This window comes from Brevundimonas viscosa (assembly GCF_900116065.1).
GTDB lineage: Bacteria > Pseudomonadota > Alphaproteobacteria > Caulobacterales > Caulobacteraceae > Brevundimonas > Brevundimonas viscosa.
Genome location: NZ_FOZV01000001.1, coordinates 335697 through 361892, shown reverse-complemented (window position 1 = coordinate 361892; position 26196 = coordinate 335697). Strand labels below are relative to the sequence as shown.

At 71.7% G+C, this 26196-nt stretch carries 23 protein-coding genes; 7 read left to right on the top strand and 16 right to left on the bottom strand.

Annotated elements, in window-relative coordinates; translation table 11 throughout:
- Positions 1-16: 16 nt before the first annotated feature.
- The 8 genes from BM333_RS01760 to rdgB form a co-directional block, all read right to left on the bottom strand.
- A complete protein-coding gene (locus BM333_RS01760) occupies positions 17-1552 on the bottom strand; it encodes a response regulator (RefSeq protein ID WP_092306662.1) in 1536 nt (511 codons plus the stop codon).
- 87 nt (positions 1553-1639) lie between these two features.
- Positions 1640-3217 (bottom strand): YifB family Mg chelatase-like AAA ATPase, encoded by a 1578-nt coding sequence (locus BM333_RS01755; RefSeq protein WP_092306660.1) that lies wholly within the window; start codon positions 3215-3217, stop codon positions 1640-1642.
- A gap of 62 nt (positions 3218-3279) precedes the next feature.
- Complete coding sequence (gene gshB / locus BM333_RS01750; protein WP_092306658.1) at positions 3280-4224, bottom strand: glutathione synthase; 945 nt, start codon at positions 4222-4224, stop codon at positions 3280-3282.
- Between the two features lie 59 nt (positions 4225-4283).
- Positions 4284-5099 (bottom strand): SirB1 family protein, encoded by an 816-nt coding sequence (locus tag BM333_RS01745; protein WP_092306656.1) that lies wholly within the window; start codon positions 5097-5099, stop codon positions 4284-4286.
- Complete coding sequence (locus BM333_RS01740; protein ID WP_425425114.1) at positions 5096-5485, bottom strand: YraN family protein; 390 nt, start codon at positions 5483-5485, stop codon at positions 5096-5098. The genes BM333_RS01745 and BM333_RS01740 overlap by 4 nt, the downstream gene beginning before the upstream one ends.
- A gap of 41 nt (positions 5486-5526) precedes the next feature.
- Positions 5527-6399, bottom strand: a complete 873-nt coding sequence (gene rsmI, locus BM333_RS01735; protein WP_092306654.1) for a 16S rRNA (cytidine(1402)-2'-O)-methyltransferase — start codon at positions 6397-6399, stop codon at positions 5527-5529.
- A gap of 52 nt (positions 6400-6451) precedes the next feature.
- A complete protein-coding gene (gene hemW / locus BM333_RS01730) occupies positions 6452-7606 on the bottom strand; it encodes a radical SAM family heme chaperone HemW (RefSeq protein ID WP_092307557.1) in 1155 nt (384 codons plus the stop codon).
- 144 nt (positions 7607-7750) lie between these two features.
- Positions 7751-8353 (bottom strand): RdgB/HAM1 family non-canonical purine NTP pyrophosphatase, encoded by a 603-nt coding sequence (gene rdgB, locus BM333_RS01725; RefSeq protein WP_092306652.1) that lies wholly within the window; start codon positions 8351-8353, stop codon positions 7751-7753.
- A gap of 460 nt (positions 8354-8813) precedes the next feature.
- Here rdgB and BM333_RS01720 point away from each other — a divergent pair, with 460 nt between their 5' ends.
- From BM333_RS01720 to BM333_RS01710, 3 genes are read left to right on the top strand one after another with little or no spacing between them, the layout of a single operon-like run.
- Entirely contained in the window at positions 8814-9404 is a 591-nt protein-coding gene (locus tag BM333_RS01720; RefSeq protein WP_245777106.1) for a DUF2975 domain-containing protein, read from the top strand.
- 45 nt (positions 9405-9449) lie between these two features.
- Positions 9450-9710 (top strand): helix-turn-helix domain-containing protein, encoded by a 261-nt coding sequence (locus BM333_RS01715; protein WP_092306650.1) that lies wholly within the window; start codon positions 9450-9452, stop codon positions 9708-9710.
- Positions 9707-10258 carry a Smr/MutS family protein gene (locus BM333_RS01710; RefSeq protein WP_092306648.1) on the top strand — a complete coding sequence of 184 codons (552 nt, stop codon included), beginning with the start codon at positions 9707-9709 and terminating at the stop codon, positions 10256-10258. Before BM333_RS01715 ends, BM333_RS01710 begins: the two co-directional genes overlap by 4 nt.
- Here the strand turns inward: BM333_RS01710 and BM333_RS01705 are convergent.
- The gene (locus BM333_RS01705) at positions 10245-11267 is read right to left on the bottom strand and encodes an adenosine kinase (protein WP_092306646.1); all 1023 of its coding nucleotides are present in this window, start codon (positions 11265-11267) and stop codon (positions 10245-10247) included. The genes BM333_RS01710 and BM333_RS01705 overlap by 14 nt on opposite strands.
- Before the next feature lie 97 nt (positions 11268-11364).
- Between BM333_RS01705 and BM333_RS01700 the strand changes: the two genes are divergently transcribed.
- Positions 11365-12234 (top strand): ATP-grasp domain-containing protein, encoded by an 870-nt coding sequence (locus BM333_RS01700; protein WP_092306644.1) that lies wholly within the window; start codon positions 11365-11367, stop codon positions 12232-12234.
- On the opposite strand, the gene nth is transcribed toward BM333_RS01700, so the two are convergent.
- The 3 genes from nth to BM333_RS01685 all read right to left on the bottom strand — a co-directional run bounded on the left by nth (position 12231) and on the right by BM333_RS01685 (position 17550).
- The gene (nth, locus tag BM333_RS01695) at positions 12231-12986 is read right to left on the bottom strand and encodes an endonuclease III (RefSeq protein ID WP_092306642.1); all 756 of its coding nucleotides are present in this window, start codon (positions 12984-12986) and stop codon (positions 12231-12233) included. The two genes, BM333_RS01700 and nth, sit on opposite strands and share 4 nt — an antisense overlap.
- A 79-nt stretch (positions 12987-13065) precedes the next feature.
- Positions 13066-14613, bottom strand: coding sequence for a bifunctional GNAT family N-acetyltransferase/carbon-nitrogen hydrolase family protein (locus tag BM333_RS01690; RefSeq protein ID WP_092306640.1), 1548 nt, complete (start codon positions 14611-14613; stop codon positions 13066-13068).
- A gap of 102 nt (positions 14614-14715) precedes the next feature.
- The gene (locus BM333_RS01685) at positions 14716-17550 is read right to left on the bottom strand and encodes a M16 family metallopeptidase (protein WP_092306638.1); all 2835 of its coding nucleotides are present in this window, start codon (positions 17548-17550) and stop codon (positions 14716-14718) included.
- 152 nt (positions 17551-17702) lie between these two features.
- On the opposite strand from BM333_RS01685, the gene BM333_RS01680 reads away from it, so the two are divergent.
- Both BM333_RS01680 and BM333_RS15850 read left to right on the top strand, forming a co-directional pair.
- A complete protein-coding gene (locus BM333_RS01680) occupies positions 17703-18452 on the top strand; it encodes a creatininase family protein (protein WP_092306636.1) in 750 nt (249 codons plus the stop codon).
- A 26-nt stretch (positions 18453-18478) separates the two neighbouring features.
- A complete protein-coding gene (locus tag BM333_RS15850) occupies positions 18479-18946 on the top strand; it encodes a hypothetical protein (RefSeq protein ID WP_092306634.1) in 468 nt (155 codons plus the stop codon).
- Positions 18947-19023: 77 nt separating this feature from the next.
- Here BM333_RS15850 and BM333_RS01670 read toward each other — a convergent pair whose 3' ends face one another.
- The 3 genes from BM333_RS01670 to BM333_RS01660 all read right to left on the bottom strand — a co-directional run bounded on the left by BM333_RS01670 (position 19024) and on the right by BM333_RS01660 (position 23487).
- The gene (locus BM333_RS01670) at positions 19024-20469 is read right to left on the bottom strand and encodes an AMP nucleosidase (protein ID WP_092306632.1); all 1446 of its coding nucleotides are present in this window, start codon (positions 20467-20469) and stop codon (positions 19024-19026) included.
- Positions 20470-20512: 43 nt separating this feature from the next.
- Positions 20513-21373 carry an alpha/beta hydrolase gene (locus tag BM333_RS01665; RefSeq protein WP_092306630.1) on the bottom strand — a complete coding sequence of 287 codons (861 nt, stop codon included), beginning with the start codon at positions 21371-21373 and terminating at the stop codon, positions 20513-20515.
- A 68-nt stretch (positions 21374-21441) separates the two neighbouring features.
- Positions 21442-23487, bottom strand: coding sequence for an AsmA family protein (locus tag BM333_RS01660; protein ID WP_092306628.1), 2046 nt, complete (start codon positions 23485-23487; stop codon positions 21442-21444).
- A gap of 179 nt (positions 23488-23666) precedes the next feature.
- Here BM333_RS01660 and BM333_RS01655 point away from each other — a divergent pair, with 179 nt between their 5' ends.
- The gene (locus tag BM333_RS01655) at positions 23667-24002 is read left to right on the top strand and encodes a hypothetical protein (protein WP_092306626.1); all 336 of its coding nucleotides are present in this window, start codon (positions 23667-23669) and stop codon (positions 24000-24002) included.
- A 61-nt stretch (positions 24003-24063) separates the two neighbouring features.
- Here BM333_RS01655 and BM333_RS01650 read toward each other — a convergent pair whose 3' ends face one another.
- Positions 24064-26169: an alpha/beta hydrolase family protein gene (locus BM333_RS01650; protein ID WP_092306624.1), complete on the bottom strand. Its 2106-nt coding sequence runs from the start codon at positions 26167-26169 to the stop codon at positions 24064-24066.
- Positions 26170-26196 lie beyond the last annotated feature (27 nt).

Below are 26196 nucleotides of genomic sequence, written 5' to 3'. Positions count from 1 at the left end.
CGCCCCCTGCGCCCCGCTATCCGGCGGCGACCTTGGCGCGGACTTCGCGGTTCGTCCAGCGGGTCAGGGCCGCGCGCAGGGCGGCCAGCTCCAGCGGCTTGACCAGATGGTCGTCCATCCCCGCCTCGAGGCAGGCCTTGCGATCCTCGGCGAAGGCGTTGGCGGTGAGCGCGACGATGGGGGTCGTGTCGCCGCGGCCGCGCAGCTGGCGGGCGGCGGTCGGGCCGTCCATGCCGGGCATGCGCATGTCCATGAACACGAGGTCGTAGCGGGCCCGTTTCATGGCCTCGAGCGCCTCGTGGCCGCTGGCGGCGGTTTCGACGGCGCAGCCCTCGCGCTTGAGCAGGGTGGAGGCCAGCAGGGCCCCGACGGGATTGTCCTCGACCAGCAGCACCCGGGTGCCGGAGAAGCGGCCGGCGACAACGCGGTCGTCGTCCGGCGGCGGCGGCGGCGGCGCGCCGGGCCGCTCGCTTCGCAGCGCGCCGGCGGCGGCCAGCACCCGCTCGGCGAGGGAGGCCCGCCGCAGCGGCTTGATCAGGTAACCATGGAACCCGGCCGACCGGTAGCGGGCGATCAGGTCGCGCTCGGAGGGCTTGAGCAGGATGATGGCGCGCCGGCCGGCGGGCGCGGCGGCGAGCCCGCAGCCCGGCGCGCGAGCGGCGTGGTCGACAAGCGCCACGGGAGCGCCCCGCGCGATCCGGCCCCCCGAGGCTTCGACCTGGGCCACGGCGGCCGCGGCGACGAACGGGTCCGGGGAGATCACCTCGACCGTATGACCCTCGAGAGAGGCGTCCCGCACCGCGCCCGGCGCGGCGGGGAAGGCCGCCTCGAAGCGGAAGCGGGCTCCCGGTCCGTCGGGCCGGCCGCCCACCGAGACCTTGCCGCCCATCGCCACGGCCAGCTTGCGGACGACCGCCAGGCCCAGACCGGCGCCCCCGAAGCGGCCGGCGTCCGAGGCGTCGACGTGGCCGAACTCCTCGAAAATGCGCTCGCGGGCCTCGGCGGGCACGCCGGGGCCGGTGTCGTCGACGATGAAGGCCAGCTTTGGCCGCCGGGCGGCGCCGTTGACGCGCTCGACGCTGATCCGCACCCCGCCGGATTCGGTGAACTTCACCGCGTTGCCGGCAAGGTTGAACAGCACCTGACGCAGGCGGCCCTCGTCGGCCAGCACGTCGGGCGCGTCGGCGGCCACCGACCAGGCGATCTCCAGCCCCTTGTCGTGCGCCTTCGGGCTGAGCAGTTCGGCCACGCCCCGGACCAGCGACTCGAGGCAGACGGGTGCGGCGTCGAACTCCAGCTTGCCGGCTTCCAGCCGCGCGTAGTCGAGCAGATCGTTGACCAGTCCCAGCAGGTGTTCGGCCGAGGTGCGGGCGCTGTCGAGGTAGGCGCGCTGGGCGCCGTCGAGACGGGTGCGCTGGAGCAGGCCGAGCATGCCGATGACGCCGTTCAGCGGCGTTCGCATCTCATGGCTCATCAGGCGCAGGAACTGCTGCTCCGCCGAGGGCTCCGTCGCCCGATCCGTCGTGTCTTCGCCCGTCTGACGTCGCGCCATGCCCACCTCCGGACGCGCAAGGTGCCGGGCGATCCCTTAAGGCCGGTTCAACCGGTCCGGTTAACCAAAGGTCGACGGCCGCCGCCTTCACCAGGCGGGGACGGACGCGGCCCGCCCGGGCGTGGTCTCCCCCTCTGCCGCCAGCGGCGGCCGGTAGATGAGGGCCTCGGCGACGTGGCGGCGCAGCACGCCGTCCGAACCGTCGAGATCGGCGATGGTGCGCGCCAGCCTGAGGGTGCGGGTCCAGCCGCGGGCGGTCAGGCCGCCGGCCTCGCCGGCCCGCATCAGCAGGGCGCGGCCGGGCTCGTCCGGCGTGGCGAAGCGCTCCAGCGCCTCGCCGGAGGCGCGGGCGTTGACGGTCTGGTCCCAGCCGGCCTCCGGGTCCAGCCCGGCCCCGCGCAGCCGCTCGGCCTGCATCGCCCGCGCGGTCGCCACCCGGGCGGCGGCCTCGGCCGTGCCCTCGGCGGGCGGCGGGAGGGCCATGTCCGAGGCGGTGACCGGCGGCGTCTCCACGGTCAGGTCGATGCGGTCGAACATCGGGCCGGAGATGCGGTTGCGATAGTCGCGCTGGCAGCGCGGAGCCTTGCCGCAGGCGCCCTTGCCCGGCCCGCCGACGCCGCAGCGGCACGGATTCATCGCCGCCACCAGCTGGAAACGGGCGGGGTAGCGCACATGGGCGTTGGCGCGGGCGACGACGATCTCGCCGGTTTCCAGCGGCTGGCGCAGCGAGTCGAGCGCCTGGGCCGAGTACTCGGGCAGCTCGTCGAGGAACAGCACGCCGTTGTGCGCCAGCGAGGCCTCGCCCGGTCGGGCGCGCAGACCGCCGCCGGTCAGGGCGGCCATGGAGGCGGAATGGTGCGGGCTGCGAAAGGGCCGGTCGCGGGTCAGGGCCCCGCGCTCGATCAGTCCGGCCACCGACCAGACCATCGAGGTCTCCAGCAGCTCCCTGGAGGTCAGCGGCGGCAGCAGGCCGGGCAGGCGCGCCGCCATCATCGACTTGCCCGACCCGGGCGGGCCGACGAACAGCAGGTTGTGGCCGCCGGCGGCGGCGATCTCCAGCGCCCGCTTGGCGCTCTCCTGGCCCTTGACCTCGCGCAGGTCCGGGACCCGGTCGCCGGAGCGCAGCGCCCCCGGCTCCGGCCGACGCAGGACCGTGGCTCCCTTGAAGTGGTTGACCAGGCCGATCAGCGAGCGCGGGGCCAGCACCGGGGCGTCGCCCGCCCAGGCCGCCTCCGGCCCGTTGGCCTCGGGACAGATCAGGCCCAGCCCCATGGCGTCGGCGGCGACCGCCGCCGGCAGGGTCCCGCCGACCGGGGCGATCCGCCCGTCCAGCCCCAGCTCCCCCACCGCCGCCCAGCCCGACAGGGCGTCCGGCGGGATCACCCCCATCGAGGCCAGCAGCGCCAGGGCGACGGGGAGGTCGAAATGGCTTCCCTCCTTGGGCAGATCCGCGGGGGCGAGGTTGGCGATGATGCGCATCGACGGCAGGGCCAGACCGATGCCGGCGAAGGCGCCGCGCACCCGCTCGCGGCTCTCCGCCACCGCCTTGTCGGCGAGGCCGACGATGGTGAAGGACGGCTGGTCCGCCGACAGTTGCTGGACCTGCACGTCCACCCGCCGGGCGTCCACCCCCTCGAACGCGACCGTCACCACGCTGGCGTGCATGGCTTCCTCCCGTCATCCGGAAGGGAACAAAACACGAACCAATGCGGGTTGCAAGAGCGGTGTTATGCGGCCCGCTTGCGCTCGATCACGTCCCACATCAGGGCTGCGGCGTCGACGCCGGTGAAGCGCTTCAGCTGCTGGGCGCCGGTGGGCGAGGTGACGTTGATCTCGGTCAGGTAGTCGCCGATCACGTCGATGCCCACGAAGATCAGGCCGCGTTCCTTCAGCGTCGGTCCGATGGCGGCGCAGATCTCGCGGTCGCGGGCGGTCAGCTCCACCGGGGCGGCGACGCCGCCGACGCGCAGGTTGGAGCGCACCGCGCCGGCGGCCGGGATGCGGTTGATGGCGCCGACCGGCTCGCCGTCGATGAGGATGATGCGCTTGTCGCCCTTCGACACCGCCGGAACGAATTTCTGGATCACCAGCGGGTCGCGGCTGGCGGCGGCGTGGATCTCGACCAGGGCCCCGAGGTTGGGGTCGTCGGCCTTCAGGCGCACGACGCCCGAGCCCGCGGCGCCGTGCAGGGGCTTCAGCACCACATCGCCGTGGCGGACGTGGAAATCGTCGAGCGCGACCGGATCGGCGCTGATCAGCGTCGGCGGTTGCAGGCCGGAGAACCGGGTGGCCAGCAGCTTCTCCGGCGCGGACCGGACCTCGGCCGGATCGTTCACCACCAGGGTGTGCGGATGCACCGTCTCCAGCAGGTAGGTGGCGGTGACATAGGCCATGTCGAAGGGCGGGTCCTGGCGCATCAGGATCACGTCGACGTCGGCGCCCAGGTCCAGCTTTTCCCAGTCGCCGAAGGCGACGTGGTCGCCCCGCCGCTGGCGCAGGGTCACCGGACGGGCGCGGCAGAACAGGCGGCCGTCCTCCAGCGCCAGGGTGCGGAAGTCGTACACCCAGACGGGGTAGCCGCGGTTCTGGGCCTCCATCGCCTGCAGCCAGGTGGTGTCGGACTCGATGTCGACGCCCTCGATGGGGTCCATCTGGATGGCGACTCGGAGCATGGCGGTCCTTCCGGCGGCGGGAGCTTGGCTAATGGGCGCCGCTGCGGGGCGGCGCAAGGTCAGTTCAGCTGCAGCCGCACCCGATCCATCGACATCCTGCGCTGCGTCTCGCCCGGATCGTCGAGGGTGCGGGCGCGGGAGAGGGCCTCCAGCGCCCCGGCCAGCGCCCCCTGCTTCTCGCGCGCCGAGGCCACGTCCAGCCACGGCCGATGGTCGTCGGGATCCAGCAGGGCGCGGCGCAGGGCCGACCGCTCGGCCCCTTCGTAGTCGCCGGCGCGCAGGGCGCGGGTGAACAGCACGTTCTGCAGCCGGATCAGCGCCTGCCGGTCGCTGACCGGCGCCATCAGCACGTCCAGCCGGTCGGCGACGTGCGGCGTCAGGCCCGCCCGCAGTGCGCGGCGGGTCAGTTCGGAGGGCAGCACCAGCCGGCCCTGGCTGAACGGGTCCAGCGCCACCGGGCCGTCCGGCGTCTCCACGCGCAACAGGAAGTGACCCGGAAAGTCGACGCCCTGCGCCTTGATCCCCGCCCGCCGGGCGGCGTCGAGATAGAAGACGGACAGGGTCGCGGACAGGCCGCGGCGGCGCTCGGCGACGTCGATGACGTCGGTGTTGCCGGGGTGGTCGTAGTTGAGCAGGTCGCCGTTCAGCCGCAGGTCGGCGGCCATGGTCTCGGCCAGCGCCTCGTCCGGGCCTTCGCCGCCGATGCGCTCCGCCAGACGCTCGCCGGCGTTGCGGGCCAGCACCCGCACCGGCTCCGGATCGCGGAAGGGATAGTCATGGATGGCGCAGGCGATGGCCGCCTCCAGCAGCGGGAAACCGCCGTCCTCGGCCTGTCCCGCCTCGGTCAGCACCGCCTCTGCGTCGTCGCGCGTCATCTCCGCTCCGGACCGGTCACGCCCCGACGATGACGCGGAAATCGTCCCGGGGCCAGCGCCACAATATCGATTCTCAATCTGTGACCCGCCAGCGCGGGTCGCTGGCGCAGCACCGACCGGCCGGCGGCCAACAGGCGTTCGTGCTGCGTCGGTCTGAGCGCGGTCAGGGCCAGCTCAAGGGTGGCGCGGCGCTTGACCTCGACCACCGCCAGCGTCTGGCCCCGGCGGGCGAGAATGTCGATCTCTCCCGCGCGGGTCTTCAGTCGGAAACCGAGGATCTGGTAGCCGCGCGCCATCAGGAAGGCGGCGGCCAGCCATTCCGACCGGTGGCCCAGCCGGTGCGACAGGGCCCCCAGCGCCACCCGCCACGGGCGGCGCGCGCGCACGACCCGGACCGGCCTCAGGCGCGGCGCGGGCCGGGCGGAGCTCACCGGCCCTGCAACTCCAGGGCCCGGCGGTACAGCGGCTTGCGGGGCAGGTTGAGCGCCTTCGACACCTCCGCCGCCGCCTCGCCCGGCGGCAGACGGGTCAATGCTTCCGACAGCGCCGCGTCGGCGTCGGCCTCGGAGGCGACCTCGGCCTCGCCCGGCCCGACCACGATCACGATTTCGCCCCTGGGCGCCTGACAGCGTGGGTCGGCGGCGAGCTCGGCCAGCGTCCCGCGCACGCATTCCTCGTAGAGCTTGGTCAGCTCGCGGGCGACGGCGGCCGGGCGGGGGCCGAGCACGGCCGCCATGTCGGTCAGGCTGTCGGCCAGCCGCGGGCCGCTCTCGAAGAAGACCAGCGTCTGACGGCCGGGACGCAGCTCCTCCAGCGTCGTCCTCCGGGCCCCGGACTTCGGCGGCAGGAAGCCGGCGAACAGCACCCGGTCGGCGGGCAGGCCGGCGATGCACAGGGCGGCCAGCAGGCTGGACGCGCCCGGAACCGGATGCACCGGCAGGCCCTCGGCGATGGCGGCGCGCGCCACCACGAAGCCGGGATCGGAGACCATGGGCGTGCCGGCGTCGGACACCAGGGCGACCACCGCCCCTTCCTTCAGCCGCTCGACCGCCAGTTCGGCGGCGCGGGCCGCGGCGTGGTCGTCGCAGCGCTCCAGCTTCGCCTTGAGGCCGTAGGCCGACAGCAGCTTGGCCGTGACGCGCGTGTCCTCGGCCAGCACCAGATCGGCCGCGGCGAGCACGTCGAGCGCCCGCAGGGTCATGTCGCGCAGGTTTCCGATCGGCGTCGCCACCAGGTAAAGCCCCGGCTCCACCGGACGCGGCGGGGGAACGGTCGGCGGGAAGACAGCGGCGTCGGGCATCGGCGGGACCGTGCCAGCCGGGGGGGGCGCACTCAAGGGCGGGAAGAGCGCGTCAGGTCAGCAGCGCCTTCAGGACGCCGTCGAGCACCGGGCGACCGCGCGCCGTGGCGGCGACCCGGCGGCCGGTGCGGACGAGGAATCCGTCGGCCAGCAGATCCGCCAGCGGTGCCCGATCCGGACTACGGCCCAGCGTCTCAAGATCGGCCAGCGCCGCACCCTCCACGGTGCGCAGGCCGAGCAGCACCCGCTCCTCGGCGGCCTCGGCCGGCGACAGGGCCGTTCGCTCGCTCCACGGCGTCCCGGCCGCGACGCCGGCGATGTAGTCGGAGATGCCCCGGCAGGCGACGGTGGCGGTTCGCGTCCCGTCGAGGGTCAGGCGGCCATGCGCGCCGGGGCCGACGCCGAGATAGTCGCCGCCGCGCCAGACATGGAGGTTGTGGGCCGAGCGGGCGGCGATCCCGCGGGCGTGGTTGGAGACCTCGTAGGCCTCGAAGCCGGCGGCCTTGAGCACCGTCTGGGTGGTCTCATACAGAGCGGCGGCCAGGTCCTCGTCGGGCGGAACCAGGGTCCCCCGCCGGAAGGCGCGGCCGAAGGCGGTCTCGGGCTCGATGGTCAGCTGGTAGGGCGAGACGTGCTCGAAGCCGAGGTCGAGCGCCTCGCGCAGCTCGGCGGTCCAGGCGGCCACGGTCTGGCCCGGGCGGGCGTAGATCAGGTCGATGGACAGGCGCGGGAAGGCGCGGGCGGCCACCGCCACGGCCCGGCGCGCCTCGTCGGCGGAATGGTTGCGACCGAGACGGGCGAGGGCGTCGTCGTCCAGCGCCTGCACCCCCATCGACAGGCGATTGACCCCCGCGGCGGCCAGGGCGGCGAAGCGGTCGGCCTCGGCGTCGGTCGGATTGGCCTCGAGGCTGATCTCGATGTCGCCGGTGGACGGAAACAGGGACCGGGCGCGGGCGACGACGGCCGCCACGGCCGCCGGGTCCATCAGCGACGGCGTGCCGCCGCCGAAGAAGACCGAGGCCAGCCGTCGCGACCCCGTCAGGGCCGCCTGGGCCTCCAGGTCCCGGAGGATGGCCTCCGCCAGCCGCGCCTGTTCCTCCACGCGCCCCCGGTCGCGCACGACGTTGAAGTCGCAGTAGGGGCAGATGCGGCTGCAGTACGGCCAGTGGACGTAGAGGGCGACGTCGCTGGCGGGGTGGGAGGGCATGGGAGGGCGCGGCGGCTGGTGGCTGGTGATTGGCGGCTGGTGATTGGCGACGGTGGTGTTCTGAAGGCGGAGCCGGCGCTTCGGGGTCGACCCGGGCATGAACAACTATCCACCAGCCACCAGCCACCAGTCACCAACCACCCATCACCCCTCCATCAGGGCCGCTCTCAGCTTCGCGAACGCCCGCGCCCGGTGACTGATCGAATCCTTCAGCGCCGGGTCCATCTCGCCGAAGGTCTCTCCATGGCCGTCCGCAACGAAGATCGGGTCGTAGCCGAAGCCGCGCTCTCCGCGCGGCGGGAAGGTCAGGGTTCCGTCGACGCGGCCCTCGACCACCACCGCCGGACCGTCGGGCCAGGCCACCGCCAGGGCCGAGGTGAACCACGCTCGCCGATCGTCGGAGCCGGTCTCCTCCAGCCGCTCCTCGACCCGGCGCATGGCGTGGGCGAAGTCCTTGTCCGGCCCGGCCCAGCGCGCCGAGAAGATGCCCGGGGCGCCGCCCAACGCCGCCACGGACAGGCCGGAGTCATCGGCCAGCGCCACCTCGCCGGAGCGATCGGCGGCGTGGCGGGCCTTCAGCAGGGCGTTGCCGGCGAAGGTGGTCTCGGTTTCGTCAGGCTCGGGCAGATTCAGGCTCCCGGCGGTGACCACCGCGTAATGTCCGTCCAGCAGCGCCTCGATCTCGCGCGCCTTGCCGGCATTGTGGGTCGCGGCCACGAGCCGCATCCCTTTGACAAGCTTCAACATTCTGGCCTCAGGCGTCGCTGTTACGTTTCATTGCACAAGTTTAATATCGTTAAACGATATGTAACGTGATTTTCCGCGGGGCAGGGTCTATCTATTATCTCACGAACGGAGGCCGCGCCGTTCCTTGATCCAAGGCAAAGCCGGACGATCATTGCAGCGGTAACGGACAACCGGGGCAAAAACGCCCCTTCTCAGGACTGACGGAGAAAGACGATGCACACCATGAACGCTTCCTACTTCATCGAAAAGGTCGGCCACGGCATTCTGAACGCCTTCCTGCTCGCCGCCATGCCGACCGCCCTGGTCGCCACGATCGTCCAGTTTCTGTGATCTTCCTGCTGGCCATCGCAGGAGCTTTGACGATCTGCATGACAAACGCGATGAATAAGACCGCGCGAGGGTTCGCCGGACCCCGCGCGGCGATCGCGCCCCGACTTCCGGCCTGAGAGGCCACACGCCCATGCGCTTCCCGAAGACGTCATCGCTCGGGATCCGCCTGCCTTCCGTCCGGACCGCCGCCCTGCCGGCGCTGGGCCCCGGACCCATCACCCGCCTGCTCGGCGTCGCCCTCGGGGCCGCCTTCTGGGCCCTGGCGATCGCCACCTGCGCGGTGGTCCTGGCCTTCATCTTCACCACCTTCGTGCCGCTCGGCCCGCTCGGCCTGACCGTCACCGCCGGCGACGAGGGCACCAGCGTGCCCGTGCCCCGCGCCTACGTCCTGTTCGCCCTCGGCGCCATCATCGCCTACCTCGGCGGCTTCGCCCTGATCCTGCGCAATCTGCGGGCCATGGTGCACACCCTGCGGATCGGCGATCCCTTCCACCCCGACAATGTCAGCCGGCTGAAGCAGATCGGACTGACCCTGGCCACCGTCACCGGCGGCGCCTGGATCGGCCAGACGCTGGTGTCCCGGCTGGTGCGCGGGGCGCTGGAGCCGCCCAGCCTGTTTGATCTCGTCACCCCGGCGTTCTCCGTGCTGGTCGTCTTCGTGCTGGCCCAGGTGTTCCGTGAAGGCGCCCGCCTCCGCCGCGAATCCGAACTCACCATCTGAGCCGCCGCCTTCCGACCCGCCCGGCGCCGGTATAGAGAACTTGCCATGGCCATCCGCGTCCAGCTCGACCGCATCCTTCTCGAACGCCGCATGTCGCTCACCGAGCTGGCGGACCGCGTCGGCGTGACCCTGGCCAATCTGTCGATCCTGAAGACCGGCAAGGCGCGGGCCATCCGCTTCACCACGCTCGACGCCCTGTGCCGCGAACTGAACTGCCAGCCCGGCGACCTGCTGGTCTGGGCGCCCGGGCCCCAGGATCCGGGCTCCGACGAAGACCTCGACGGGAACGATCCGGGCTCGAAATGAGCCGCCGCGACGACCTCACGCCGGAGGATCGCCGCATCTGGGCCCGGGTGACCGGCACGGTCACGCCGGCGAAGCCGAGCAAGGCCCCCCGCATCGCGCTCGCCGCGCCGGGCGAGACGCCGCCCGTCCCGCGGACCGCCGCGCCGCCCGCCAGGACGCCGATGCGGCCCGCGTCGGTCGCCCTGCCGGCCACCGCGCCGCCGACGCACCGCGTCCGCGGCCATCCCGAGGAACTGGAGCCGCGCCGCCAGCGTCGCCTGTCGCGCGAGCGGGATCCCATCGAGGCGCGCATCGACCTGCACGGCTACGGCCGTTTCCAGGCCCAGGACGCCCTGACCGCCTTCCTGCTGGGGGCGCAGGCGCGGGGCTATCGGGCGGTGCTGGTGATCACCGGCCAGGGCCGGCGCGGCGGCTCGGGCGTGATCCGCGCCTCGGTCCACGAATGGCTGCAGGCTCCCGCGCTGCGCGGCGTGGTGTCCGGCTTCGCTCCCGCCGCCCGCCACCACGGCGGCGACGGGGCGCTCTACGTGACGATCAGGCGGGGGTGAGCCTCAGCCCCGCGTCCTGCGCCAGCTTCTCCAGCGACGTCATGGGCCGCGGCCCCCAGTGCGCGATGACCTCGGCGGCCGCCAGCGAGCCGAGCTTGCCGGCGTCCTCCAGCGACAGGCCGCGGGCGAGGCCCAGCAGGAACCCGGCGGCGTACTGGTCGCCGGCGCCGGTGGTGTCGACCACCTTGTCGACCGGGCAGGCGGCGACCTCGACCCGCTCCGCTCCGCCGTCGCCGAACACCACCGACCCCTTGGCGCCCCGCGTCACCGCGGCGATGTCGACGATGCGACCGAGGTGGGCGGCGGCGTGGTCGAAGTCCTCGGTCTCGAACAGGGCGTGAAGCTCGGCCTCGTTGGCCAGGACGATGTCGGCCGAAGCCTCGATGAACTGCAGCAGTTCGGCGCGCCAGCGGTGGACGACGAAGCTGTCGGACAGGGTGATGGCGACCTTCCGGCCGGCGGCGTGGGCGGCGGCGGCCGCCGCCTCGAAGGCGGCGCGCGCCGGGGCCGGGTCGAACAGATAGCCCTCGAGATAGACGATCTGCGAGCCCCCGATCAGGTCCGCATCCACGTCGGCGACGGTCAGCTGGTTGGCGGCGCCGAGGAAGGTGCACATGGTGCGCTGACCGTCCGGCGTGACGTTGATCATGCACACGCCGGTGGCCGCATCCGCCAGCGGCGGGGTGGCGAAGTGGACGCCGACGGCGTGGATGTCGTGGGTGAAGACCCCGCCCAGCTGGTCGTCGGCGACCTTGCCGATGTAGGCGGCGCGGCCGCCGAAGCTGCCGACGCCGGCCACGGTGTTGCCGGCCGAACCGCCCGACGCCTCGACCCCGGCGGCCATGGCGGCGTAGAGGGCGGCGCTGCGGTCGGCGTCGACCAGCTGCATCGAGCCGGGGGTCAGCCCCTGGGCCGCGAGGAAGGCGGGGTCGCAGGGGGCGAGGACGTCGACGATGGCGTTGCCGACGGCGCAGACGTCGAAGGCGGCGGGAGCTGGAGCTTGGGTCATGGCGGGCCCTTAGCGGCTGGGACCGGCCCGCGCCAGCCTTTCCGCTGGACATATAACGATGTCCTTATATGGCAGGGCTGTCCAACCGGAGCGCCCTGTGACCGAGATCGCCGTCCTCACCCCCGATCCCGCCGACCCGTCCTTCGCCGGCCAGTGGCCGGGCGTGCTGGAGCGCCTCTCGGAGGCGCTGGCGACGGCGGGGCTGGCGGCGCGGCCGAACCCGTGGACCGCGCACGTGGAGGACGCCTCCGGCCTGCGCGGCTTTCCGCTGGTCCTGCCGCTGATCGCCTGGGGCTATCACCGCGATCACGATCGCTGGCTGCAGGCCTGCGCTACGTGGCAGGCGGCGGGCGTGCGGATGCTGAATCCGCCGTCGGTGCTGGCGTGGAATTCGGACAAGTCCTACCTCGGCCGGCTGGCGGAGAAGGGCGTGGCCGTCCCGGAGACGATCTGGGTCGAGGCGGTCGCACAGGCCGATGTCGACGCCGCCTTCGACCGGCTGGGCGCCGAGACCCTCATCGTCAAGCCGCGCGTGTCGGGCGGGGCGTGGAAGACCCTGCGCCTGTCGCGCGGCGACCGGCTGGCCGACGCTCCGGACGAGCCGGCCATGGTCCAGCCCTATCTGCCGTCGATCGAGAGCGAAGGCGAGACCAGCCTGCTGTTCTTCGGCGGCGCCCTCAGCCACGTGGTCAACAAGCGGCCGGCGGCGGGCGAGTTCCGCATCCAGACCCAGTTCGGCGGCCGCTACGTCGCCCTGGCCGAGCCGCCGCCGGGGGCGCTGGAACTGGCCCGGGCGACGCTGGCGGCCATCGACGAGGACCTGCTCTACGCCCGCATCGACATGGCGCAGGGGCCCGACGGGGAGTGGCTGCTGATGGAGGCCGAACTGATCGAGCCGGACTTCTATCTCGGCTCCGCGCCGCAGGGCGGGGCGCGGTTCGCGCAGGCGGTGAAGGCGCGCCTCTAGGCAGCCTCGCCCAGCGCCTGCAATCCGGCCCGCGACGGGCACAGGTCGCTGATCACGCACGCGCTGCACTTCGGCTTTCGCGCCGTGCAGACGTAGCGGCCGTGCAGGATCAGCCAGTGGTGGGCCTTGGGCAGCCAGTCCGCCGGAACGACCTCGTGCAGCTGGGCCTCGACCTTGTCGGGGGTCGAAGCGTTGGCCAGTCCCAGCCGGTGCGAGACCCGGAACACATGGGTGTCGACGGCGATGGCCGGCTCGACGCCGAGTTCGTTGAGCACCACGCTGGCGGTCTTGCGGCCGACGCCGGGCAGGGCCTGCAGCGCCTCGCGGGTCATCGGGACCTCGCCGCCATGCTGCTCCAGCACGATGCGGCTGAGGGCGATGACGTTCCTCGCCTTGTTCCGGTAGAGGCCGATCGAGGAGATGTAGGGGATCAGCCCCTCCTCCCCCAGCGCCAGCATCTTCGCCGGGGTGTCGGCGACCTTGAACAGCCGGTCGGTGGCCCGGTTGACGCCGACGTCGGTGGCCTGGGCCGACAGGGCGACGGCGACCACGAGGGTGAAGGGGCTGGTCCAGTTCAGCTCGGTCTTCGGATCGGGCATCACCCCCGCCAGGCGCGCGAAGATCGCCCGCACCCGATCCTCGTCCGGCGGCCAGCGCAGCACCGGGACCATGGGGCCGGTGAGGACGGCGGGGCGTTTGGGCGCGGCGGCTTTCGGGCGCCCGGGGCGGGTCTTGGGAGCAGGTCGGGCCATCGGCTTTCCTGTTGGGCCGGGTTGGGGAACGCCAGGGTCGGGCCTCGCCGCCGGACAGACGGGCGCGGACTTTCGGACCTCAGCCCCCGTCCGACCACACCGTCTTGTACAGGTCGAAGCGGCGGTCGCGCAGGTTGCGGACCGTGCCCTGCGACTTGGCCCACGCCAGGTCCGACAGGTCGAGATCGGCCACCGTCACCGTCTCGACGTTCTCGCTGGCCTCGGCCGCCACGCCGTCCCGCGCGAACGGAAAGTCGCACGGCGTCAGGATGCAGGACTGGGCGTACTGGACGTCCATGTTCTCGACGTTCGGCAGATTGCCGACATTGCCCGACAGGGTGACGTAGCACTGGTTCTCGATGGCCCGCGCCGCCGAGCAGTAGCGCACCCGCAGATAGCCCTGCCGGTTGTCGGTGCAGAATGGCACGAACAGCAGCCGCGCGCCCTCGTCGACCAGCCGCCGGGCCAGCTCCGGGAACTCCGAGTCGTAGCAGATCAGCACTCCGATCGGGCCGCAGTCGGTCGGGATGGCGTGCACCCGGTCGCCGCCCTTGATGTTCCACCAGTGGCGCTCGTTCGGGGTCGGGTGGATCTTCTCCTGCTCGTGCACCGAGCCGTCGCGCAGGAAGACGTAGGCGACGTTCTGGATGTCCCCGTCCCCGGTCCGCGTCGGGTGCGAGCCGCCGATGATGTTGATGTTGTACTCGACCGCCATCTTGCGCAGCGCCTCGACGAAGCGCGGCGTGTAGCGGGTCAGGGCCTCGATCGACTCCACCGGAGTCAGCTTCTTGGACTCCAGCGACAGCAGCTGCAGCGTGAACAGCTCCGGGAAGACCACGAAGTCCGAGCGGTAGTCCGAGGTCACGTCGACGAAATATTCGACGTTGGAGATGAACTCCTCGAAGCTGGCGACCTTGCGGGCCTGCAGCTGCACCGTCGCCACCCGCACGGTCTCCTTGACCGCGAAGGCCGCGCCCCGCCCGTGCGTCTCGGCATAGTAGGGGTTGCGCCAGACCATGTGCGCCGCATGGCCCATCGAGGCCGTGTCCGAGGTCAGATAATTCTCCAGCACCCCGATCGGCTCGAAGCCCGAGCGCATGTGAAAGCCGATCACCGGGTCGTTCAGCTTGCGGGCCGTGACCGCGTCCAGATACTCCCGCGCGTCCGGATAGGCCGCCTTGCGCCGCGCCAGGCCCGGCATCCGCCCGCCGAAGACGATGCCCTTGAGGTTCTGCGCCTCGCACAGGTCGCGCCGCGCGTCGTACAGCCGCTGGCCGATGCGCAGCCGCCGCCGGTCGGGGTCGACGCACACCTCCATGCCGTAGAACCACTCGCCCAGCGGATCGTGGCGCGCCGCATAGCCGCCACCGGTGATCTGGCCCCAGGTGTGCGGCGACATGGCTGTCGCCTCGTCGATACGGAAGCCGGCGGCGTAGCCGACGATCTCGCCCTCGTACTCCACGACGAACTGGCCGTCCGGATAGGCTGCGATCTGGCCCCGCAACATCCCCGGGGTCAGCGCCGGCATGTCCTTGTAGACCTTGGAGACCAGGACAGAGATGGCGTCGAGATCCGCGACCCTGGCGTTGCGGATGGTCAGGACGGCGGGTTTGGCGGGTTTCTCCATACCCCGTGAAATGCACGGACGCGTCGGCCGATCAACCCGTGCCGCCGCTTTCCCCGACGCGATCCGAACGGCCAGGGCGGGAAGCTCTTGCGGGGGCGAGGCTCAGTCGTCGCGCGGGCGCGCGGCCACGCCTTCGATGGCGGGCCCCGCCAGCCACGTCGCGGCGGCCGACTTCACCTCCTCCAGCGTCATCTCGCGATAGTCGACTTCCCAGTCCAGGGCGTCCTGCAGCTGCTGCGGATCGCGCGCCGAACCGTTGAGCACCCGGTACCACCAGCTGTTCGTGGCGCGGTCGTCGTCGATCCGCGCCAGAATCGGCTCGCGGGCGTTGTCGAGGTCCGCCTGGCTGAGCTGGCCCGCCGCGCTCGCGGCCACCACGCGACGCACCGCTTCGCGGACCCGCTCGACATCTCCGGGAGAGGTGACGACCTGGACGCTGAGGGCGCCCTGGTCGCCGCCGTCCTCGAAGTTAAGGCGGACCGCCGGACTGTAGGCGGCCCCGAGCGCCTCACGCACCTCGTCGCGGACCTTGTCCTGAAGGATGGTGCGCAGCAGTTCCAGCGCCCGCTGTTCCCGCCGACGGGCGGGGTCGGCGACGAACAGCGGCCAGCTGGCCATGAAGACCGCCTGGTCCGGCGCCCCCTCATGAATCGCATCGACGATCGGCCGCGCGTCGCCATAGCGCAGCAGAAAGGCTTCGCCGCCCGCCCCGGGGCCGCGACTGCGCGGAGGCAAGGCGCCGAAGGTCGTCGCGGCGAGGCGGATAATGTCGTCTTCGGCCATGTCCCCGACGATGGTGACCTCCAGCGGCGCTTCGATGAGAACGGGCCGATAGAGGCGTTCGAAGTCGGCGGCCGTCAGGCCTTCCATGAACTCCCGATCCGGCAAGCCGCGGGGACTGCCCGGTGCGACGGCCTCGAGCACGGCGAGCGACAGGACGCTGGCGGGCTGGGTGCGATAGGCGCGGTAAAGGAAGTCGACGGCCTGTCTGCGTTGCCCGGCGAAATCGTCGCGGAAGCCGGGGTCGGTGAGCATCGCCGCCGTCAGCTGCAGCTGGGTCTCCAGATCGGCGGGCCGCGTGGAGGCGTGAAGCTGAAAGACGTCGGCCTCCATCTGAACGCCCAGGTTGAGCCTCCGATCGGGAAAGAGCTCCTGGATCTCCCGGAAGCTGTGTCGACCCAGACCGCCGCGGTAGACGAAGTGGGCCCCGAGAGACGCGATCTGGTAGTCCTCGTCGGGCACGCCGCTTCGTCCGTGGCCCAGTTGCACGGCCACCTGGACCAGATCCCGGGTGTGGCCGATCGTCTTGACGTTCAGGATTACGCCGTTCTCGAAGCGGACCCTTGTGAACCCGGGGGTGGGAACGATCTCGCGCGAGGCGATCGCGCCAGCGGGGCCGAAGTTCGCATAGGCCCACACGGCGGCGGCCTCCGCGGACGGGCGGGCTGTCGGCGGCGGTCCATCCATCACCTCCCGCCACACCTCGCGGATGCTTTCGGCGGAGGGCGGTTCAGGCATCCGCACCGAAATCAGGGGATCGGAAGCGTTCCAGGCCGCGGCGAAGTCGGCGCGGATGTGGTCGGCGTCGATGCCCGCCACCACCCGGTCATAGATCGAGACCGTCTCCGGGGGGCTGACGAAGCCGGCCGGATCGAGGCCGTGAAGCGGAAGGCTGGACGCCAGGGCGTCGACCAGGGTCTGCGAGTAGCGATCTTCGGCCTGCTCGACCGCGCTGGCGTTGGCGCTCTTCTGGGCCGCCACGATGCGGGCGATCTCGCGATCCTCGACCCCGTGGGTCTCCAGTCGGCGGACTTCCTCGAGCGCCGTGACGAGCCCTTCACGCCAGTCCCCGCCGACGGCCGGGGTCATGTTCAGGCACAGGGCGTTGGCCTCGCGGGACCAGGGCGACCAGGCCACCGCGGCCCCCGCAAACGGGGCGTCCACGCCCTGGCTCAGCAACTCGAGCCGGCGATTCAGTATCCCCATCCAGAGACCGCGGGTGATGAGGGTGCGGCGCCGTTCAAGGCTGTCAGGTTCCAGGCTCGCCCACGGCGAAAGCCGGCAAAGGCCGATGCTGGCCGCGAGGACGGCGTCGGGATAGACCAGAACGTCGAGCGGTCGTTCGAGGTCGAAGGGCGTCGCCGGCGCCCGCGTCATCGGCCCGGTCGGCGCGGCCCAGTCGTCGAAGGTCTGGCGCACCCGGTCCTCGAGCGCGTCGAGCGGCAGGTCGCCGACCGCCACCAGCACGGCGTTGTCGGGCCGGTACCAGGCCCGATGGAACGCTGCGAGCGCCGTCCGGTCGATCGCCCGGATCGTTTCCGGCGTGCCGATCGGCGGCCGGACCAGGCTGCGGGCCTCCGGCGCGGCGAAGGCTTGGTAGGCCTCCCACCAGGTCATGGCCGGGCCCAGGCGGGCGCTGTATTCGGCCAGCACGACGCCCTGTTCCCGGGCGACGGCGGCCTCGGTCAGCAGGACCCCGTCGCCGACATCCCTCAGCCAAGCGAACGCGAGGTCCAGGGCTTCCTCGTCCGCCCGGGGCAGGTCCAGTTTGTAGGTCGTTGCGAAGAGGGAGGTGGAGGCGTTCTGGTCGCGACCGAATGCGACGCCGGCTTCCGCGAACCGGCGCGACAGTTCGCCTTCGGCCAGATTCCGCGTGCCGTTGAAGGCCATGTGCTCGAGGAAGTGGGCCACGCCGCGATGGGCCTCGGGCTCCTCGTAGCTGCCGACGTCGAAGCGCAGCCGGATCGACAGCCCTCCGGCCGGTCGGTCGTTGCGCATCAGGGCGTATCGCAGGCCGTTGGGCAGGACGCCCTGCCGGACCGACGGGTCGGTCGGGACGAGCTGGCGGGCCGGGGGGGTCGCCGAGACCGGCCCCGCCAGACCGATCCAGGCCCCTGTGACAAGCGCGACCGCCGCCGCCTTCCACCTGATGGTCATCCAGACGCCCCGCCGCTCAACAACTCACACGCGAGAGGTTAGCTCGCGCCTCTCCTGCGGGGAAGCTGCCGCTTGGGCCGGGCGGCGATCCGGGCTAGGTGCCCTCAGGTCGCCCGCGGTGTAGAGGCGACCGCAGTGACCCGGAGTTCCCCATGCTGATCCACCTCTCCTCCTGGCCCGAGATCGACGCGCGGCTGAAGACCACGAAGACGGTGGTGGTGCCGATCGGGTCGAACGAGCAGCACGGGCCGACGGGCCTGCTCGGCACCGACTGGCTGTGCCCCGAGATCATCGCCCACGCCGCCGAGAAGCAGGACGGGTCGCTGGTGGTGGCGCCGACCTTCAACATCGGCATGGCCCAGCATCACCTGGCCTTCGCCGGGACCATCAGCTTGCGGCCGTCGACCTTCATGGCCGCGATCACCGACTGGGTCTCGTCGCTGGGGCGCCACGGCTTCGAGCGGATCTATTTCCTCAACGGCCACGGCGGCAACGTCGCCACCATCGAGGCCACCTTCGCCGAGATCTACGCCGAATGGAGCTTCGTCGAGGAGCGGCCGCCCTTCGCGCTGAAGCTGCGCAACTGGTGGGACCTGCCGGGGGTGCACGCCTTCTGTTCGCAGATGTTTCCGACCGGCCACGGCATGCACGCCACGCCGTCCGAGATCGCCGTGACCCAGGCCGCCTATCCGCACCTGGTCAAGACGGCGGTGATGGAGCCGAAGATCGCGCCGGTGGGGCCGATCCGCGACGCCCTCGACTATCGCGCCCGCTTCCCCGACGGCCGCATCGGCTCGGACCCGCTGCAGGCCAGCCCGGAGAAGGGCCGGCAAATCATCGACGCTGCGGTCCCGGCCCTGCTGAAGGACGTGGCCGAGTTCTCGGCCGAGGTCTTGCCGTAGCCATCGGCGCGGCGCACGGTCTTCGCATGAGCCACGCCCGCCACGCCGCCCGCACCCATCGCGCCAGTCAGGAGCTGATCGCGGCTTCCGGCGACGTCGTCGCCCGCCGTCTCGAGATCATGGCCGAGGCGGTCCGCGACCCCCTGAAGGCCGACTATCCCGAACTGCTCCTGATGGGATCCGAGAAGGTCGAGGCCCTGTCCGCCTCGGCGGCGGTCGGCGCCTCGGGCGTGATGGCGGCGGCGGACGCGGCGGGGCGCATCGCCGCCCGCGAGCGCGCGGCGGCGCGCAAGGCGCTGACGGCCATGACCGCGGCCGCGACCCCGGCGGAAGCCCTGAACGCGCAGGGCCTGTGGGCCCTCGGCGCCTGGAACCGCGCGGTCCGCGACAGCTGGGCGTTCGGGGCGGCCATGCTCAAGCTGCAGGCCGACATTGTCCAGCCTGTCCACGCGGCGGCGACCGCCAACGCCCGGCGGCTGCAGCGCCGGGCCTGAACGGCTGTATCGCCCTTCTTCTCTTTCCACCTGCGATGTAGTGGAAATCCATCCGCCGATGTGGCGCTTGTATCCGCCTACCGGAACGGGGGCTCGTCGAAGGCCCGCAGCTTGCGCGAGTGGAGCCGCTCGCCCTCGGCGCGGAGCAGGTCGACGGCCTGGATGCCGATCTGCAGGTGCTCGGAGATCGATCCCTCGTAGAAGCGGTGGGCCTGCCCCGGCAGCTTGATCTCGCCGTGCAGCGGCTTGTCCGACACGCACAGCAGCGTCCCGTACGGCACCCGGAAGCGGTAGCCCTGGGCGGCGATGGTGGCGCTCTCCATGTCGATCGCCACGGCCCGGCTCTGGTTGAAGCGCAGCGCCGATTTGGAATAGCGCAGCTCCCAGTTCCGGTCGTCGGTGGTCACCACCGTGCCGGTGCGCAGCCGTCGCTTGATCTCCTCGCCGGGCATGCCCGAGACCGACTTGGCGGCGTCGTAGAGGGCCCGCTGGACTTCGGCGATCGACGGGATCGGGATGTCCGGGGGCAGCACGGCGTCCAGCACATGGTCGTCGCGCAGATAGGCGTGGGCCAGCACATAGTCCCCGACCGTCTGGCTGTCGCGCAGCCCGCCGCAGTGGCCGATCATCATCCAGGCGTGCGGCCGGGTGACGGCCAGGTGGTCGCAGATGGTCTTGGCGTTGGACGGGCCGACGCCGATGTTGACCAGGCTGATCCCGTTCCAGCCCGGCGCGGTCAGGTGGTAGGCCGGCATCTGGTGCTTCTTCCAGGCCGACTCGGCGATGGCGGCCTCGGGATCGGGCGTGTCGCGGGTCACGATCACCCCGCCCGGAGTCGACAGGCTGTCGTAGCCGCTGTCCGGGTCCTGCAGCTGGGCCAGCGCCCAGCGCACGAACTCGTCGACGTACCGGTTGTAATTGGTGAACAAAATGTACGACTGGACGTGCTCCACCGGGGTCCCGGTGTAGTGGCGCAGGCGGGCCAGGGAGAAGTCGGTGCGCAGGCCGTCGAACTGGGCCAGCGGAAAGTCCTCGGCCACGTCGAACAGGCCGTCCGAGATCTCGTCGCCGATGTGGGCCAGGTCGGTGGTCGGGAAGTGCCGGGCGATGGCGGCGGTGTTCGATGGATCGAGACTGACGTCCGAACCATCCAGCACATAGGGGAAGGGGATCTCCTGCTGGGACGGGCGCACGTCGAAGGTGGCGCCGTAGTCCGCCTCCAGCAGCCGCAGCTGCTCGGTCAGATAGGGCCGGAACAGCTCCGGCCGGGTGACGGTGGTGGCGTAGATGCCCGGCCGCGACAGTCGCGCGTAGGCGCGGGTCGCCGGGTGCGCCGGGCGCTCTCCGAACCAGCTGACGCGCAGCTCCGGATAGGCGAACAGGCCCTGGGCGCGAGCCTCGGCGGGGGGGCGTTCGCCGGTGTCGAGGAAGGTCTTCACCGCCGCGCGCAGGTTGGCGACCGACTGGCGGTAGAGGGTTTCGAGGCGGTCCAGCGCCGCCTGTGCTGTCATCGTGTCTGTCATGGCCTCCCTTAACGGAGGACGACGACATTGGCGAGACGGCGGCTCAGGCCAAGGCGCGGCGCAGGAAGTCCGTCGCGTCCTCAAGCACCGGGGCCTTGTCGCGGAACAGGGGCGAGAAGGTCGCGATCAGGTCGGCGTGCGACAGGCCCTCGTAGAGTCGGGCCTCGCACTGGCCGCCGACCGCGCGCATCCGCTCGCAGAGGATCACCGTGTCCTCGGCGTGGACGACCCGGTCGGCCGTGCCGTGGCCGAGCCACAGCGGCGGGGCGTCCGGCCGGACGAAGGCCACCGGCTGGGTCAGCGTCGGGTCGGCGGCGCGGCCGAAGGCGTTGACCGAGGCGGGCACGTCGAACGGCAGGAAGTCGTAGGGCCCGGCCAGGCCGGCGGCGGCGCGGATCAGGTCCGGCGCCCCGGCGGCCTCCATGTACCGGCGGTCCAGGGCGATCATCGCGGCCAGATGGGCTCCGGCCGAGTGGCCGATGACGCCGAGCCGGGCGGGATCGCCGCCGTGATCCGGGGCCATCCGACCGGCGAGGGCCGCCGCCGCCGCGGCGTCCTCGATGAAGGCGGGGAAATGCACCCCGGGGACCAGCCGGTAGTCGGGAACCGCCACCACGAAGCCCTGCGCCGCCAGCGCCTGGGCGGCCCAGCCGTAGAGGGCCCGCTCGCCGCTGTCCCATCCGCCGCCGTAGAAGAAGACCAGCGTCGGCCAGCCCCGGGCGGGGGCCGCCCCCTCGGGCGCCCAGACGTCCAGTCGCTGGCGAGGGTCGGAGCCATAGGCGAGGTCCCGCGCCACGCGGCCGGCGCCGCGGTCGCGCGGGCCCAGGCTGTTGAGCAGGCCGAGCGGCGAGCAGGCCGCCGCGGCGGCGCCGAGCAGGGGAGCGAACAGGCCTCTTCGGGTCATGGCATCCCTACGTCCGGGGGCGGCGAGAGGATCACGCCTCGCACGGATTCCGGCGCGGGCTCAACCGCTCAGCGGGCCGAGGAGATCAGCGCGCCGCAATTGGCGTCCTCGGCCAGACCCGGGTCGACGAAGGGGAGCAGGGCGGCCAGCGGCGAGATCAGCGCCCCAAGCGCGGCTCCGAGGCCCAACTGCCCGGCCACCGCCCCGCCCTCGATGCCCACCTGAGGCCGGGTGAGTGGGCCCTGGACGGTGATCGGGGACCACAGGTGCACCAGACGCGCCTCCTTGGCCTCGCCGTCGATGCGAAGGTTCATGGTCTCCGAGCCGAGGTCGATCGTGCCCGACCCCCGGGCCAGCACCGGGGTGGTGTCGATGACGAAGGTCCGGGCTGTCGCCGTGCCGCCGGCGACGTCGAAGCTGGCCACGGCGCAGCGGATCTCGGAGGTCGATTGGTCGCCGCCCAGCAGCTTGAACAGGCCGGCCGTGGCGTTGATGCCGAGCAGTTCGGCGAAGGCGGCGCGCATCCGGCCCTGCGGCACGACGAGGCTGAGCGTGCCCTTCGAACCGGCGGCGAAGTCGCGGATCGAGGCGCCCGGGCCCTCGAGGCGGGCGCGTCCCAGGGCGCTGCCGCTCACCGTCGGCGCGCCCCCGCGAGCCGGGATGATCGACTCCAGTGGATAGCCGCGCAGGCGCAGGTCGACGGCGCTGTAGGGCGTGTCGCGGGTCGCGTTGATCTTCGCCGTGCCGCGCAGTTCGCCTCGGTTGAAGGTGAAGGCGATCGGGTCGAGGTCGAGCACGCCCGACTTCAGCTGCGCGCCGATGTCGACCTGGCGGACATCCAGGGTGTTGCGCTTCACCCGCGCCGCCCGGTAGCGCAGCTCGCCGTCCATGACCCGCAGGCGCTCGACGTTCAGCGGCGCGTCGGGGAGCAGTCGGCCCGGGCGGCCGGAGCTGACCCGGCTGTCGCCGCCGCCGGTCACCCGGGTTTCAGCGCCCAGGACGGCCGCGAGGTCGTCGATGTCCAGCAGGCGCGACCGCAGGTCCGCCTCGACCCGGCGCCGGTCCCCGGCCTTGTCGACGACGAGGTCTCCGGACAGATCCGAGGAGCCGACCCGCCCGGAGAAGTCGGCGAAGGTGAAGCGGGCGTCGTCGCGGGTCAGCCGCCCTTCGAGGCGGTAGGGCGGCGTGTTCGGCGTGGTGATGCCGGTCAGCAGGTAGACGTCGGCGAGGTCGCGTCCGCGCAGGCTCAACTCGGCGGTGAACTGGCCGAGATCGAACGGCCGGGTGATGGAGCCGTCGGCGACCATGCGCGTGCCTGCGCCGTTCACCTCGGCCTGGAAGCCATAGGGCCGGTCGCGGCGGACGTTCAGGAAGGGGCCGCCGCGCACCTGCACGGTCAGGGGCGTGCCGTTCACCGTGCCCTCGCCCTCGAGCCGGAAGCCCGCCTCTCCGTCCGTGCCCTCGCGGGCGTCGACGGTCGCCTCGAGGCGGATGTTCCGGCCCTGCTCGTCCAGCGAGATGCGGCCGTCGCGGATGATAAGCCGCTGGATCGGCGGCAGCTTCAGCCCCTCGCCAGTGTCGGGCGCGTCGGGGTTCAGGGCCCAGCTTCTGCGCCCGTCCTCGGTGGAGATCAGCACCGCTTCCGCGCGGGCGACGGCCACCCGCGGCATCTCGATGCGGCCGGCGAACAGTGAGCGCAGGCGCACCGAGGCCTGAAGGTCGCCCACCTGCAGCGTGTCGCGTTCGCGGGCCCAGTCGGGGCCGCCGATACGGACGTCGCGCACCTGCATCGAGGGCGTCCAGCTGAACAGATGGACATCCAGATCACCGTTCAGTTCGATCTGGCGATCATAGCGCTCGGAGGCCCACCGCCCGATCGGGCCGCGCAGCAGGTTCCAGTCGAAGAAGGCGAGGAACAGGAGGACGGCGGCGATCAGCGCCAGGGTCACGCTGGCGGCGATCTTCTCCGCGCGGCCCGGTCGACGGGCCGCGGCGTAAACCGGGTCGTTCGCCACGATCCAGTCGCGCCAGCTGCGCAGCCGTGCGCCGGCCGGAACTAGGGCGCGCTCACGGACAACGAGCCATTTCCGGTTTTCCTTCAAGGGGTTCTGCACGAGGCGCTGCTCCCTGGCGGGGGAAGAACGCGCAACGTCCGGTAAGGCTCAATCCGGCGGCCCTCGCCGGCATTGTTAAATTTCATACTTCAATCCGTCGCATAATCTTTACATTCTGCGGGACGGGCGCATTCTTCGCTCCGGGAACCGATCAATTCCGGATGCTGAGGAGGTCTGCCATGAAGCTTTCACGTGCTTTCGTCGGCGGCGTCGCCGCCCTGTTCGTCGCCTCCGCCGCCGCCGCCGCTGGCGCAGAACAGGCGCCCCGCCAGGCACCGGAGCGCGCATCCGGGGCGCGCGGCGTGGTGGTCTGCGCCCAGGATGCGGCTTCGCGGCGGGCCTTCGTGCGCCGTTACGGCGAACGTCCGGTGTTCATCACTGCCCGGGAGGCCCGCCAGGTGCGACGCGACGCGCCAGCCTGGCAGGCGCCCCGCTGCATGACCGAGCAGGAGCATGTCCGCTACGAGAGAGCCGCCACGGTGGCCCGGGCCCGGGACCCTCGCGAAGAGTCCTGATCGGAATTGAATGAGGGGCGCTCCACGGGAGCGCCCCTCTTTTCTGGCGACCGGAGACGGTTCAGTCCGCGGGGCGCAGGTGCCGCTCCAGCCAGCCGAACACCTCGGTGTGCCACTGCAGGCTGTTCGCCGGCTTCAGCACCCAGTGGTTCTCGTCCGGGAAGACGATCAGACGGCTGTCGATGCCCTGGCGCTGCAGGGCGGTGAAGGTCGACAGCGACTGCGAGGTGGGGATGCGGAAGTCCAGGTCGCCCTGGATCACCAGCATCGGGTCGCGCCAGTTCTGCACGTGGTTGGCCGGGTTGAACTGCTGGTAGCCGCGCGGATTCTCCCACGGCGTGCCGCCGTTCTCCCACTCGGTGAACCACAGCTCCTCGGTGGCGAAGCCCATGTTGAAGGTGTCGAATACCCCGTCGTGGTTGACGAGACAGTCGAACTCGCCCGGCCAGTTGCCGGCGATCCAGTTGACCATATAGCCGCCGTAGGAGGCCCCGAGGGCGCAGGCGTTGTCGCCGTCGAGGAAGTCGTAACGCGACTGCGCGAAGGCCCAGCCCTTCTGCAGGTCCTCCAGCGGGCGGTCGCCCCAGTGCTGGCTGATCGAGTCGGTGAAGGCCTGGCCGTAGCCGGTCGAGCCGTGGAAATCGATCATCACCACCGCATAGCCGGCCCCGGCGTAAGTCATCGGATTCCAGCGGTACGACCAGCTGTTGCCGAACGAACCCTGCGGTCCCCCGTGGATCAGGAAGGCGACCGGGTACTTGCGGCCCTCGACATAGTTCGACGGCTTGATGACGTAGCCGTGCACCGTCTCGTTATTCCAGCCGGGGAAGCTGAACTGTTCGGCCTCGCCGAAGGCCAGGCTGTCGAGCTGCGGATTCACATTGGTGATGCGGACCGGCATCTCGCGGCCGAGGAAGGTCTTCACATACAGCTCGCTCGGCCGGGTCAGGCTGTCCTGTGCGAGAACGAAGCCGGAGGGCGTCTGCTGGAAGGCCGAGACGTGGCCCTCGCCGGTCACCGGGGTGACCACGCCGTTGCGCGTGTCGATGGCGAAGAGTCGCGTCTGACCGACGTCGCCGGCGGTGGTGTAGAGGGTGTTCCCGTCTTTCGACCATTGCAGGGTGTCGGCCGAGCGGTCCCAGTTGGCGGCGATCTGGCGTACCTGGCCGGTGTCCAGGTCGCGCAGGAAGACGCCGTACTTGTCAGCCTCGAAGCCGGGCCGCGCCATGGCCCGGTAGGCCAGGGTGCGACCGTCGGGCGAGAACACCGGGCCGGTGTCCCAGGCGTCATTGTCGTCGGTCAGGTTGGTCAGCCGGCCGGGCTCGGCCAGCGACACCTGGTAGAGGTCGAAATTGGTGCTCCACGGCTCCGAGCGACCCGCCTCGCGGGCCGAGAAGACCAGTCCCTGCCCGTCGGGGGTGAAGGTGAACTCGCTCTCGTCGCCGAAGGGCTTGGAGGGGACGTCGCCGTCGAGGTTCCGGGTCGCCCAGACCGGTTCGCCCGAACCGTCGGCGTTGACGACGAACAGGTGGTTCTGCGTGCCGTCGTTCCAGGTGTCCCAGTGGCGCACGAACATCCGGTCGTAGACCATGCCGGTCGATGGATCGTCGGCGACCGCCTTCTGCCGGTCGACCGTGCAGGCGAGATCGCCGCAGCTCGGAAACACCGCCAGCGAGACGGCCACCTTCGAGGCGTCGGGGCTCAGGCGGTAGGCGTTGACGTCCAGCGGCAGGCGCGTGACCTGCACCGGGCTCGTCCCGTCGGCGTCGGCCCGCCAGACCTGGCTGGACCCCGAACGGCCGGACAGGAAGTACAGCTTGCCGTCGCCGCCCCAGCGGGCGGTGTTGGCCCCGCCATCATTGATGGCCAGCCGGCGCGGCTCGCCCGGGTTCTGCAGGTCCATCATGTAGAGGGCGCCCGAGCGGCGATTGGCCTCCACGTCGGTGGTGGTGACGGAGTAGACCACCCAGCGACCGTCCGGGGACACCTGCGGATCGCCCAGCCGGTTGGCCGTGATCATGGCCCGGTAGTCGAAGGCCTGCTGCTGCTGCTGCGCGGTCGCCGCGGCGGGGACCGGCGCGGCGGGCGACTCAGCGAGGGCGGGGAGGGCGGCCCCCAGCAGAGACACGGCGCTCAGGCTGGTCAGAAGGCGGGACATTCGGGACATTCGGGCTTCCTCTGCAGGCGAATTCTC